Origin of the sequence: Clavibacter tessellarius (assembly GCF_001618005.1) — a bacterium.
Lineage (GTDB): Bacteria > Actinomycetota > Actinomycetes > Actinomycetales > Microbacteriaceae > Clavibacter > Clavibacter tessellarius_A.
This window is the reverse complement of record NZ_LQXA01000028.1, coordinates 95,063-107,532: the sequence shown is the minus strand read 5'-3', so window position 1 is coordinate 107,532 and position 12,470 is coordinate 95,063. Positions and strand designations below refer to the sequence as shown.

Annotated in this window: 10 protein-coding genes; 5 read left to right on the top strand and 5 right to left on the bottom strand. The window is 72.6% G+C overall.

Features of this window, described 5'->3' with window-relative positions; translation table 11 throughout:
• Positions 1–84 precede the first annotated feature (84 nt).
• A complete protein-coding gene (locus AWH51_RS07310; RefSeq protein ID WP_063071433.1) occupies positions 85–930 on the bottom strand; it encodes a sulfurtransferase in 846 nt (281 codons plus the stop codon).
• Positions 931–1,038: 108 nt separating this feature from the next.
• Between AWH51_RS07310 and alr the strand changes: the two genes are divergently transcribed.
• The gene (gene alr, locus AWH51_RS07305; RefSeq protein WP_081234957.1) at positions 1,039–2,229 is read left to right on the top strand and encodes an alanine racemase; all 1,191 of its coding nucleotides are present in this window, start codon (positions 1,039–1,041) and stop codon (positions 2,227–2,229) included.
• The gene (locus AWH51_RS07300; RefSeq protein WP_063071432.1) at positions 2,226–3,236 is read left to right on the top strand and encodes a D-alanine--D-alanine ligase; all 1,011 of its coding nucleotides are present in this window, start codon (positions 2,226–2,228) and stop codon (positions 3,234–3,236) included. The genes alr and AWH51_RS07300 overlap by 4 nt, the downstream gene beginning before the upstream one ends.
• Here AWH51_RS07300 and AWH51_RS07295 read toward each other — a convergent pair.
• The 3 genes from AWH51_RS07295 to AWH51_RS07285 form a co-directional block, all read right to left on the bottom strand.
• The gene (locus AWH51_RS07295) at positions 3,199–3,735 is read right to left on the bottom strand and encodes a GNAT family N-acetyltransferase (protein ID WP_063071431.1); all 537 of its coding nucleotides are present in this window, start codon (positions 3,733–3,735) and stop codon (positions 3,199–3,201) included. The genes AWH51_RS07300 and AWH51_RS07295 overlap by 38 nt on opposite strands.
• A 148-nt stretch (positions 3,736–3,883) precedes the next feature.
• Positions 3,884–4,879 carry a ribonucleotide-diphosphate reductase subunit beta gene (locus tag AWH51_RS07290; RefSeq protein ID WP_012039117.1) on the bottom strand — a complete coding sequence of 332 codons (996 nt, stop codon included), beginning with the start codon at positions 4,877–4,879 and terminating at the stop codon, positions 3,884–3,886.
• 168 nt (positions 4,880–5,047) lie between these two features.
• Positions 5,048–7,552 carry a ribonucleoside-diphosphate reductase subunit alpha gene (locus tag AWH51_RS07285; RefSeq protein WP_081234955.1) on the bottom strand — a complete coding sequence of 835 codons (2,505 nt, stop codon included), beginning with the start codon at positions 7,550–7,552 and terminating at the stop codon, positions 5,048–5,050.
• A 378-nt stretch (positions 7,553–7,930) separates the two neighbouring features.
• On the opposite strand from AWH51_RS07285, the gene AWH51_RS07280 reads away from it, so the two are divergent.
• Both AWH51_RS07280 and AWH51_RS07275 read left to right on the top strand, forming a co-directional pair.
• Positions 7,931–9,142 carry an MFS transporter gene (locus AWH51_RS07280; protein WP_063071429.1) on the top strand — a complete coding sequence of 404 codons (1,212 nt, stop codon included), beginning with the start codon at positions 7,931–7,933 and terminating at the stop codon, positions 9,140–9,142.
• A gap of 89 nt (positions 9,143–9,231) precedes the next feature.
• Positions 9,232–9,705, top strand: coding sequence for a hypothetical protein (locus AWH51_RS07275; protein ID WP_063071428.1), 474 nt, complete (start codon positions 9,232–9,234; stop codon positions 9,703–9,705).
• A gap of 66 nt (positions 9,706–9,771) precedes the next feature.
• Here the strand turns inward: AWH51_RS07275 and AWH51_RS07270 are convergent, their stop codons facing one another.
• Complete coding sequence (locus AWH51_RS07270) at positions 9,772–10,764, bottom strand: aldo/keto reductase (RefSeq protein ID WP_063071427.1); 993 nt, start codon at positions 10,762–10,764, stop codon at positions 9,772–9,774.
• 155 nt (positions 10,765–10,919) lie between these two features.
• Here AWH51_RS07270 and AWH51_RS07265 point away from each other — a divergent pair, with 155 nt between their 5' ends.
• Entirely contained in the window at positions 10,920–12,461 is a 1,542-nt protein-coding gene (locus AWH51_RS07265) for a S1C family serine protease (RefSeq protein ID WP_254654506.1), read from the top strand.
• Positions 12,462–12,470 lie beyond the last annotated feature (9 nt).

The window sequence follows — 12,470 nt, the reverse complement described above, 5'->3', positions numbered from 1 at the left end:
CCGTCGCGCCCGGCGACCTCGCCCCGCCCGGCGCGCCGCACGCGACGGCGTCGGTCCCCGCCCGACGTGCCGCCCGCGACGGCGTCAGTGCCCGCCCGGTTCCGCACCGGTCGCGGCCGGCAGCTCGGGCCGGTTCGCCCACGCCGACCAGGATCCGGGGTACAGGGCCGCGTCGATCCCGGCGATGCGGAGCGCCGCGACCTCGAGCGCCGCGCTGACGCCGGACCCGCAGTACACCGCGACCTCCCCCGCCTCCGGCACGCCGAGCCCGGCGTACCGCGCGCGCAGCTCCGCGGCCGAGCGGAACGCGCCGTCGGCGTCGAGCGCGTCCGAGGAGGGCGCGCTGCGGGCGCCGGGGATGTGGCCGGCGCGCGGATCCCACGGTTCGACCTCCCCGCGGTACCGCTCCCCCGCGCGCGCGTCGAGCAGGACGCCGTCGTGCGCGACGCGGGCGGCGCCGGCCTCGTCGACCACGGCGAGGAGCCCGGAGGTGAGCGTCACGTCGCCGGGCGCCGGCACCACCGGGCCGGTCTCGAGCGGCAGCCCGGCCGCGGTCCAGGCGGGCAGCGCGCCGTCGAGGATCCGCACGTCGGCGATCCCGGCGTCACGCAGCACCCACCAGGCCCGGGCCGCCGCGAGGCCGCCCCCGCCGTCGTACGCCACGACGACGTCGCCCGTCCGGATCCCCCAGCGCCGGGCCGCCTCCTGCAGCGCCTCCCGATCCGGCAGCGGATGCCGCCCCTCCTCCGGCGCACCGTGCCGCGACAGCTCCTCGTCGAGGTCGACGTACACGGCTCCCGGGATGTGCCCGGCCTCGTGCAGCGGCCGGCCGGGAGGGCCGCCGAGCGACCAGCGCACGTCGAGGACCCGGACGTCGTCGCGGGTGCGGAGGGCGTGATCCAGCTCGGTCGGCGTGAGGGTGATCCACATGTCCCCCATGCTCGCAGGCGGGATCGACGCCTCGACCCCCTAGGGTTGCGGGATGCGCAGTCCCGTGCTCGAGGACGGTCTCCCGTCCGGGCAGGGCGGTGACGGCGCGTGAACGACCCCCGAGGCGAGGTGCGCGCCCAGGTCCACCCGGACGCGATCCGGCACAACACGGCGGTGTTCGCCGCGTGGACGGGGACGCCCGTCATGGCCGTCGTCAAGGCCGACGGCTACGGGCTCGGAGCGCTCACCGCGGCGCGAGCGGGCATCGAGGGCGGCGCGACCTGGATCGGCGTGACCGCCGTGCAGCACGCCGTGCGCCTCCGCCTGGCCGGCATCCGCGTGCCCGCGCTCAGCTGGCTGAACACGGACGTCGTCGACTTCGCGGTCGCGGCCGAGCACCGCGTGGACGTGGCGGTGGGCACCTTCGCGGAGCTCGGACGCGCGATCGACGCGGACGGCGCGCCCCGCGTGCACCTGCAGATCGACACCGGGCTCACGCGCGAGGGCTTCCCCGAGGCGGACTGGGAGCTCCTCGCCGCTCGCGCCGCCGAGGCCGAGCGACGCAGCCGGATCCGCGTCGTCGGCGCCATGACGCACATGGCCTCGGCGGACCGCCCGGCGGCTCCCGCGAACGAGGCCCAGCGCCGGGCCTTCGAGCGCGCCTGGGAGGTCCTCCGCGCTGCGGGGCTGGATCCCGAGGAGCGCCACGCTGCCGGATCCGCCGCCGCCCTCCTCGATCCCGCCTCGCGCGGCACGCTGGTGCGGATCGGCGCCGGCCTCGCCGGGATCGACGCGAGCGGATCCGCCGGCCTCCGCTGGGCGCTGACCCTCCGCGCCCCGCTGATGGACGTGCGCCGCGTCGATGCGGGCACGTCCGTCGGGTACGGCGGCACCTGGACCGCCGAGCGCGACACGATGCTCGGCCTGCTCCCCGTCGGCTACGCGGACGGCCTCCCCCGGGCCGCCTCCCCGCTCGCCTCCGTGCAGGTCGCCGGCCGCCGGGTGCCGGTCGCCGGCGTGCTGTCCATGAACCAGACCGTCGTCGACCTCGGCCCCGGCTCCGCGGACTCGGTCGGCGACGAGGCCGTCGTGCTCGGCGACGGATCCGATGGCGCGCCCACCGCGGGCGACTGGGCCCGCTGGGCCGGCACCATCCCGCACGAGGTCCTCACCGCCGTCGGGAGCGCCCTCGCGACGCACGGCGACGTGGGGTCCGCGTCCGTCGACCCGGCCCCGACCCCGGCCGACGCATCCGGCACCCCCGCCCCGCCCCGCGACCGGACGGAGATCCGCGCATGACCGCAACCCCCCACGCCCCCCGCACCGCCCGGGACGCCGCACGCACGCGCGTCGCCGTCATCGGCGGCGGGAGGAGCACCGAGCACGACGTGTCGCTGGCCTCCGCCGCGGGCGTCGCCGCCGCGCTCGACCCGGCGCGCTTCGACGCCGTCCCGCTCACCCTGCTGCGCGACCACGGCTGGCTCGACGCGTCCGGCCGGGCGCTCACGCTGGCCGGTGCGATCGACGTCCTCGCCGGCTGCGACGTCGCCATCCCGATGCTGCACGGGCAGGACGGGGAGGACGGCACGATCGCCGCGCTCCTCGAGCTCGCGGGTGTCCCCTACGTCGGGTCCGGCGTGCGCGCGGGCGCCATCGGCATGGACAAGCTGCAGACCAAGCTCCTGGCGACCTCGATCGGCATCGCGGTCGCGCCCGGCGTGCAGCTCACGCGCGGCTCGGCGGCCGCGTACGCATGGGACCACCCGGTCATCGTGAAGCCGGCCGTGGGCGGATCCAGCCACGGCGTCGGCCTCGCGGAGTCCGCCGGAGACCTGCCCGCCGCGCTCGCGGACGCCTTCGCCGTCGACGACCGCGTGCTGGTCGAGGACCTGATGTCGGGCCGCGAGATCGACCTGCCCGTCATCCGCGCCGCGGACGGCGCGGTGCGCATCGGCCCCGCGGTGGAGATCCTCGCCGACGGCGTGTTCGACGCCGAGACGAAGTACGGCGGCGAGGCCCGCTTCGCCATCCCCGCCCCGCTCGCGCCCGAGGAGCTGGCCGCCCTGCACGACGCGGCCACCCGCATGGCGGAGGCGCTCGACTGCCGCGGCGTCGTCCGCGTCGACTTCTTCCTCACCGCGGACGGCCCCGTCCTCAACGAGGTGAACACGACGCCGGGCTGCACCGCCGCGTCGCAGGTCCCGCGCAGCTTCGCCGCCGACGGCCTCGCCTTCGCCGACCTGCTCGCCCTCCTCGTCGACGACGCCCTCAGCGCAGCGGCTTCTCGAAGCAGATCGAGTTCGTGACCGGGATGTACGGCGGGTACACGTCGATCGGCAGCCAGCCGGCCGTCGCGTAGAGCCGCACGGCGTCGGGCTGCCGGTCGCCGGTCTGCAGGATCATCCGGTGCGCGCCGCGCTCCCGTCCGACCCGCTCGAGCTCGGCCATGAGCACGCGGGCGAGCCCCGTGCCGCGGTGCGCCGGATCCACGACGACCTTCTTCAGCTCCAGCTCGCCGCGCAGCCGACGGATGACGCCGTGCGCGGCCGCCTCGCGATCGTCGCCCTCCGGCACGAGCAGCACGACCGCCTCGACGTCGGCGGGGTCGATCGCGAACGCGACGGCGGCCTTCGCCGGCCAGTCCGGGTCGTCGGCGTGCCGACCCTCGTAGCGGACGTCCATCTCGTCCTCCATGGCGCGGCGCATCCGGGCGCCGCGCGGGTCGTCCCACCCCACGACCTCGGTGCGGTAGGCCCGCCCGTCGCGGGCGACGTGACGCGGGGCGGAGTCGTGCTGCTGGTCCATGGGCCCTCTCGATGGCGGCGATGGTGATGCGGGCGGCGGCACGACGCCGCCCGCCCCGGCATCGACGGATGCGCGGCGCGGGCGGCGTCGGGTGGTGCGGTGGTGCGATGGTGCGGCGCCGCGGTCTCCCGCGGCGGGTGGCGCGGTCCTACTTGGCGCCGACCGTGGCGGACGCGTTCGACTCGTACGACGTGTTGGTCGACTCGAAGAAGTTGACGAGCTGCAGCGTGTCGTTCGCCGTGGCCATCCACTTCGCCGGGTTGGAGACCTTGTACTCGGCCTCGAAGCCGAGCTCCTCCAGGCGGCGGTCGGCCAGGTACTTCACGTACTGGTTGATGTAGTTCGCGTTGAGGCCGAGGATGCCGTTCGGCAGGAGGTCGCGGTTGTACTGCTCCTCCATCTCGACGGCGTCGAGGATCATCTGCTTGATCTCGGCGGCGAACTCCTCCGTCTGCAGGTCGGGGTTCTCCTCGAGCACCGTGAGGATGAGGTTGATGCCGAACTTCAGGTGCAGCGACTCGTCGCGCACGATCCAGTCCATGAGCGAACCGAAGTTGCGCAGCAGGTTCCGCTGGCGGAACGACAGCGACACCATGAAGCCCGAGTAGAACCAGATGCCCTCGAGGATCACGTTGTACGCGACGAGGTTCCGGACGAAGTCCTTCTTGCCCTCGGTGGTGGTGATGTCGAGGGTCTGCTCGGTCATGCGCTTGATGAACTTGACCTCGAACTCCTCCTTGCGCGCCATCGACGGGATGTCGACGTGGGAGTTGTACGCGGCCTCGCGGTCGATCGGGAACGTCTCCAGGACGTACTCGAACGACATGCAGTGGTTCGCCTCCTCCCACATCTGCTTCGCCAGGTAGAGGTGGCACTCCGGCGCGTTGATGTAGGGGTAGACGCCGAACGCGAGCGCCTTGTTCACGAGGAGCTCGTTCGGGTTGAAGTAGCTCATGAGGAACGTGATCGCGTGGCGCTCCTCGTCCGTCATCTTCTTGAAGTCCGCGATGTCCTCGCCGAGCTGGATCTCGTTGGGGAACCACGTGTTGGCGACGGCCTGGTCGTACAGGTCCATGGCCCACTGGTAGTTGACGGGCTTGAGGAGGAGGCCCTCCTGGATTCCCGTGCCGAGGATCTTCGACATCTGCTTCTTCTTCCCTGTTGCTTCTAGCTCGTCGTTCGTATGGGGGCGGGTCGCGCCGCGCGGGCTGCGCGACCCGCTGCGGCGGTCCTGCCTACTGGCAGGAGTCGCACTGGAGCTCGTCCATGGGGTCCATGGGGACGACGTAGTCGCCGAACGTGTCGTCGTTCATCAGCGTGCACCTCCCACTCCGCCGAAGCCGAAGCCCTTGCGGGGCGCCGGAGCGGACTGCGGCGCCGGGGCGTCCGCGGTCGCGGTGGATGCGGGAGCGGCAGACGCGGGCACGGCCGCGGGAGCGCCGCCGCCGAATCCGCCGAAGCCCTTGCGCTTGGTGCCGTCGGCGTCCTGCGACTTGTCGACCTTCACGGTCGACTGCTCGGCCGTGTGACGCGGCTTCATGTGCAGGTAGTACGTGGTCTTGACCCCGCGCTCCCAGCCGGCGAAGTAGATGTCCATCATGTCGCCGAGGTCGCGCGTCTCCAGGTACATGTTGCGGCTGATGGCCTGGTCGATCCACTTCTGCGCGCGCGCCGCGACCTCGAGGAACGCGTACGGCGAGAGCTGGAAGCTCGTGCGGTACGTGGCCTTGACCGAGTCCGGGATGGCGGCGATGTTCTGGATGTCGCCCTGGCTGCGCAGGATGCTCTCGCGCACGGTCTCCCAGAGGCCGAGCTCCTGCAGGTCCTTCACCAGGTTCCGGTTGACCTCGAGGAACTTGCCCGAGGAGGTGGAGCGGCTGAAGATCTGCGAGAACTGCGGGTCGAGGCCGGGCGTGGTGCCGGCGACGAGGCCGATGGACGCGGTGGGCGCGATCGCCATGAGCGTCGCGTTGCGCATGCCGCCCTTGACCTTGGCGCGGAGCGCGTCCCAGTCGAGGCGCGTGGTGCGGTTGACCTTGACGGGCACGCCGCGGTCGGCCTCCATGAGCGCGATGGAGTCGAGCGGCACGAGGCCCTCCGACCAACGCGAGCCCTCGAAGTTCGGGTACGCGCCGCGCTCCTTGGCGAGATCGGCCGACTCGTCGATGGCCGCGTAGGAGACGTGCTCCATGATCTCGTCGATGAGGTCGTACGACTCCTCCGACTCGTACGAGAAGCCGAGCTTCTCCACGACGTCGGTGAAGCCCATGACGCCGAGGCCCACCGCGCGGTTCTGCTGGTTGGAGAAGTCCGCCTCCTTCACGCTGGAGCGCGTGATGTCGATGAGGTTGTCGAGCTGGCGCACCGCGAGGCGCGCGCTCTGCTCGATCTTCGCGAAGTCGATCTTGCCGTCGGCGAAGTGCTGCGACAGGTTGATGGACGCCAGGTTGCAGACGGAGACGTTGTCCTCGTCCTGCGGCAGCGTGATCTCGGTGCAGAGGTTCGAGAGGTGGATCGTGCCCGTGTTGTTGTTCAGGGCGCGGTTGTTGATCGTGTCCTTCCAGGTCAGCCACGGGTGGCTGGTGGTCTGGAGCGAGATGAGGATCGACTTGAACTGCTCGCGCGCCTTGATGCGCTTGAACATCCGGATGCGCCCGGCCTCGGCCTCGCCGACGTAGAACGCGTAGCGCTCCGAGAACGCCTTGCCGTACAGCTCGTTGAGGTCGGAGACCTCCAGCGGGTCGAAGAGGTACCAGTCGTCGTCGTTCTGGACGCGCTTCATGAACTCGTCGCTGATCCACACGGCCGTGTTGGCGGTGCGGGTGCGGCGGTACGGGTCGCCCGAGTTCTGGCGCAGGTCGAGGAACTCGGGGAAGTCGAGGTGCCAGTTCTCCATGTAGAAGCAGAGGGCGCCGAACTTCTTGCCGCCGCGGCTGACGGCGCGGAGCACCGAGTCGATGGTGTGCATGAACGGGATGGGGCCCGTGGAGGTGGTGTTGTTCGAGCGGATGGGCGAGCCCTGCGCGCGCAGCTTGGAGACGGAGAGGCCGATGCCGCCCGTGCCCTTGGTGAGCCACATGACGTCGCGCGTGGTCTTCGCGATGTGCTCGATGTCGTCCTGCATCTCCATGACGAAGCAGTTCGCGAGCTGCGGGTAGATGGTGCCCGCGTTGACGAGGGTGGAGCCGGCCGCGAGGTACTCGAGCTTCGACATCTTCTCGTAGAAGGCGATGGCGGTCGCGGTCGGGTCCTGCTCGTTGAGCGTGAGGCCCATCGCGATGCGCATCCAGAAGTACTGGGGCACCTCGAGGGCGTCGCCGTTGCGGCCCTTGATGCCGTAGCGGTTGTTCAGCGTGACGACGCCGATGTACTTGAGCAGCTCGTCGTGCGCGGGCTCCAGGGCCTGGGCGAGGCGCTCCAGGTCGAACAGCTGCACGAGGCGGGAGTCGAGGAGCATCTCGTCGACGCCGCGCTGGATGTTGCGGGCGAAGTGCTCCGCGTGGAGGCGCTTGAGCTCCTCGGGCGACGAGTAGTCGCCGAGGACGCGCTTGTAGATGGTCTTGAGGAGGAGGCGCGCCGCGACGGTGTCGAACGCCGGGTCGTCCTTCACGTTCTGGAGCGCGACCTGGATGACCGCCTCATCCAGCTGCTGCGTGGTGATCCCGTCGAAGAGGGTGATCTCCAGCTCGGACGCGATCTGCGTGACCCAGCCGATGTTCTCATCGAGGCCCTGCGTGGCGTCCTCGATGGCCAGGTTGATGCGGTTCGCGTCGTACGGCTCCCGCGTGCCGTCGCGCTTCACTACGGTGATGGACACTCTGCTCCTCGTCGTCTTCGTCGTCCGCCCTGATCGGCTGCGGACCGTCCTGCTGTCGGCGGCGACGCGGTGCGGGTCGTGCCCGCCGCGCCATGTGCCTCACCAGCCCTGGTCCTCACCAGGGGAAATGCTCGGCGGGCCCTCATCCGCCCGGCTCCGGGGAGCAAAGGCGGCGGGGTGTCCCGCGGTCCCATCACTATATATGCGGGCCCCCGGCCGAGCCCAACCCCATATGTAGTGGGCGTGTCGTCCACAGGTGTGGACAACTCCGCGGACTTGTCCACAGGTTCCACAGGCTACGGAGGTCCCCCGACATCCCTGTCCGGTGGCGCCCGGGGCTGCGGGCGGATGCCTCACGGACGGTAGGATCTGACCCTCGTGAGCACGTACGGAAGCCTCCTCAAGACCCGCGGCGTGGGCCGGATCATCGCCGCCCAGCTCGTGGCGCGCTTCCCCGGCGGCATGCTCTCGCTCGCGTTCCTCATGCACGTCGAGCGGATCCACGACTCGTACGGCGCAGCCGGCCTCGTGCTGGCCGCGACGAGCATCGGCCAGGCCGTGGCCGGGCCCCTCACCAGCCGGTGGATGGGCGTCTGGGGCATGCGGCCCGTCCTCGTCCTCACGTCCATCGTCTGCACCGTCGCCGTCGTCGCCGTGGCGCTCGGCGACGCGGGCACGTCGGTCCCGGTCTTCATGGTGCTCGGCCTCGTCGCCGGCCTCGCCAACCCGCCCGTGCAGCCGGCCGTCCGCACCATCTACCCGAAGATGGTCAACTCCAAGCAGCTCACGCCCCTGTTCTCGCTCGACGCCTCGGCGCAGGAGATCATCTGGGTCCTCGGGCCCGTCATCGCGACCTTCCTCGCGATCCAGGTCGACACGAGCGCCGGGATCCTCGTCGCGGCGGCGTTCCTGGTCGGCGGCGGCGCGTGGTTCATCTCCTCCCCCGAGCTCGGCCGGGTGCGCATCCCGCGCAGCAAGCGCCGCTTCGGCGTCGTGCTCGGGCGCCCGCCCGTGCTCCTCAGCACCGTGGTCGGCTTCCTCCTCATCGCCGCGTGCTCCGCCATCGAGGCGGGCGTCGTCGCGGTCTACGGGCACGGCGGCCCGGAGGCCGGCTTCGTGCTCGCGATCTTCGCGGTCGGCTCGCTCATCGGCGGCCTCTCCCTCGGGCACGTCCCCATCAGCCCGTGGGCCATGGCCCGACGCCTCACGATCATCCTGGTCGGCACGGCCCTCGCCGCCGTCTGGATGCAGTTCGCCTGGCTCTCCGTGTTCCTCTTCCTGGCGGGCGTGGGCATCGCGCCCGCCCTCGCGGTGCTCTTCGCGGTCGTGTCCTCGTCGGTGCGGTTCAGCGACACCGCCGAGGCGTACGGCTGGGTCGGCACCGGCCAGCTCATCGGCGCGGCCCTCGGGTCCGCGGCCGCCGGCTTCGTCATCGACGCACAGGGCGCACAGGGCGCCTTCGTCGTGGCGGCCGCGCTGCTCGCCGCGGGCACCGCGATCGCCGCCGTGTTCCACCGCCACAGTCCGGACCTCCGCGGACGCGACGCCGGGCCGATCCCGGACACGGAGCCCGTCGCCATCGTCACCTGACACGCGGGCTGCCAGCGCGGGTCCGCTCCGCGCCCCAGAGTTCCCGCCCCCGCGGAAAACGGAGCCGCCCGGCTGGATAGTGTGAGGGCATGACCTCTCAGCAGACCCCTCTGACCACGCGACGCCTGCGGGCCGGGATCGCCGGGCTCGGGCTCGTCCTCGGCCTGACGCTCGCCGGCTGCAGCTCGCCCGCCGCCGACGACGCCGTCACCCCCGCGCCCTCCGCCTCCGCGAGCGCCCCCGCCGAGGCCGCCGCCCCCACGCCCGACGCGAGCGCGAGCGCCGGCTCCGGCGACGCCGCCGCGACCGGATCCAAAGAGGCCATCGCCGCGAAGACCCGCGAGATCGCCTGCGGCCTCAAGGACAAGTCGACGCTCGAGGAGTCGGACGTCCAGGCGTTCCGCGACCTCGGCACCGAGATCTCCGCCTCGCCCGAGAACGGCGCCGCGGCGGCCGGCCAGCAGATCACGGCCCTCGCCGACCAGATCGCCCCCGGGGTCGGCCAGCCCCTCAGCGCCGACCTGAAGACGCAGATGTCGTCCGCCTGCGACAAGCTGCAGTAGCGGTCTCCCACGATCGACGGCCCCGACCCGCGCAGAGCGGGTCGGGGCCGTCGCACGTGCGGGCGGCTACCAGCGCGGGTGCATGGCCTCGCGGAAGCACCGGTCGTAGATGTCGGCCACCTGCCGCTCGAAGACCTCGCCGAGCGCGGGGGCGTCGCCGGCCTGCGCGTTGGCGCGTGCCTGCTCCGCGTTGCGCGCGCCGGGGATCACCGTGGAGACGCCCTCGCGCTGCACGATCCAGGCGAGCGCGACCTGCGCGGGCGTGAGGTCGGGCGCGGCCTCGTGCGCGGCCGCGGCGAACTCGCGCGCCGCGGTGACGCCCTGCTCGTAGTCGACGCCGGAGAAGGTCTCGCCGACGTCGAACGCCTCGCCCTTCCGGTTGAAGTTCCGGTGGTCGGTCTCGGCGAAGGTCGTGTCCGCCGAGTAGCGGCCGCTGAGGAGGCCCGAGGCGAGCGGGACGCGCGCGATGACGCCGACCCCGGCCTCCGCCGCAGCGGGCAGCACCCGGTCGAGCGGCTTGAGGCGGAACGCGTTGAGGATGATCTGCACGCTCGCGACGCCCGGCCGCGCGATCGCGAGGAGGGCCTCGTCGGTCGTCTCGACGCTCACGCCGTAGGACGCGATGGCGCCGTCGGCGACGAGCTCGTCGAGGGCGTCGTAGACGCGGTCGCTCGAGAAGACGGGCGTGGGCGGGCAGTGCAGCTGCACGAGGTCGAGCGTGTCGACCCCGAGGTTGCGGCGCGAGCGGTCGGTCCACTCGCGGAAGCGGTCGAGGGTGAAGTTCCCGGGGTCCTGCGCGTCGCGGCGGCCCATCTTCGTGGCGACCGTGACGCCGGAGCCCGGGTGCGCACGGAGCCAGGATCCGATGATCGTCTCGCTGCGGCCGTCGCCGTAGACGTCGGCGGTGTCGAAGAAGGTGATGCCCGCGTCGGCCGCGGCATCGAGCACGGCGAGCGCGTCGTCCTCGGCGACGTCACCCCAGTCCCCGCCGAGCTGCCAGGTCCCGAGTCCGATGACCGAGACGTTCCGATGGGTCCTGCCGAGGCTTCTCTGCTCCATGCGTCGAGCCTACGCGCGGGGCGGGCGCCGGGCCGGGCGCCGGGGGTGCCGCGATCCATGGCCGACGCTCGTGCTCGTCATGGGCTGCTCATAGGGACGGGCGGTGTGATCTCCTCATCGCCCCCACCGGGCCACCCGAGACACGAAGGACCGTCATGAACGAGACACCGCAGGAGCCGACCGGACGTCCGGACGAGGCCCCGGCCGGCGACGCCGGCACGACCACCCCCGCGCCCTCCACCGACGCGACTCCCACCTCCGCCACCACGCCTCCCACCGACGCGACTCCCACCTCCACCACCGGCACCGGCACCGGCACCGGCACCGCTGCCTGGGCCGCCCCGACCGGACCCGCCGCGGCCGGCCCCGCCGCCCCGACCGCCGCGTACGCCACCGCGTCGCCGTCCGTCGGGCACGGCGCCCCAGCCGGATCGCCCTGGCCCGCGCCCGCGACCGACGCGTTCGGCCGCCCCCTGCAGGTGGACGCCGCGGGCCACCCCGTCCCGCCGAAGCGGATGGGCCGCGGCCTCCGCACCGGGCTCATCGCCGGTGCCTCCGCCCTCGCCCTCCTCCTCGCCTTCGGCAGCGGCACCGCGGTCGGCTTCATGGCCGACCTCGGGCGCCACTCCACGGCGGCCGGCGACTCCCGCGTCCAGGACCCCGGCTCCTTCGTCCCCGGGCAGGGCCACGGCCACGGACGCGGCACGGGCGGCACCGGGCAGGGATCCGACGGCGGCTCCGGCAATCAGCGCGGATCCGGATCCGGCACCGGCGCCTCGGAGACCTCCCCCGAGGCGTCGGCCGACCAGATCTCCGGCGTCGTCACCGTCGACTCCGCCCTCACCTACGAGAACGCGGCGGGCGCGGGCACCGGCATCATCCTGTCGTCCGACGGCACCATCCTCACCAACAACCACGTCGTCAGCGGCGCCACGAGCATCCGCGTCACCGTCGAGTCCACCGGCAAGGCGTACGTGGGGAAGGTCGTCGGCACCGACGCCACGAACGACGTGGCCGTGCTGAAGCTCGAGGGCGCATCCGGCCTCACCCCGGCGAAGATCGACTCCGACGGCGTCCAGGTCGGCGAGGCCGTCACGGGCGTCGGCAACGCGGGCGGCACGGGAACGCTCACGGCGGCGTCCGGCGCGGTCACCGCTCTCGGCCAGTCGGTGACGACGCAGTCCGAGGGCACGGCGGCCGGCGAGACGCTCACCGACATGATCCAGACGGACGCGCCCATCGTCTCCGGCGACTCCGGCGGACCGCTGAAGGACGCCGACGGCGAGGTCGTCGGGATCGACACGGCCGCCTCGAGCGGATCCGCCGACATCACGGGCTTCGCCATCCCCATCGACCGCGCGATGTCCATCGCGAAGCAGATCGAGAGCGGCGTCGAGTCCGGCACCGTGAAGATCGGCTACCCGGCGTTCCTCGGCGTGCTGCTCGCGAACCAGCCGGGCACCGTCGCGGGCGCGCCGCTCTCCGGCGTCGTCGACGGATCCGGTGCCGCGAAGGCCGGGCTCGCGCAGGGCGATGTCGTCACCTCGGTCGACGGGAAGCCCGTCGCCTCCGCGTCCGAGCTCAGCACCGCGGTCTCCGGCCACAAGCCGGGCGACCGCATCAAGCTCGGCTGGACCACCGCGGCCGGCGCGCAGAAGACGACCGAGGTCACCCTCACGGAGGGCCCCGTCAGCTGACCGTCGCTC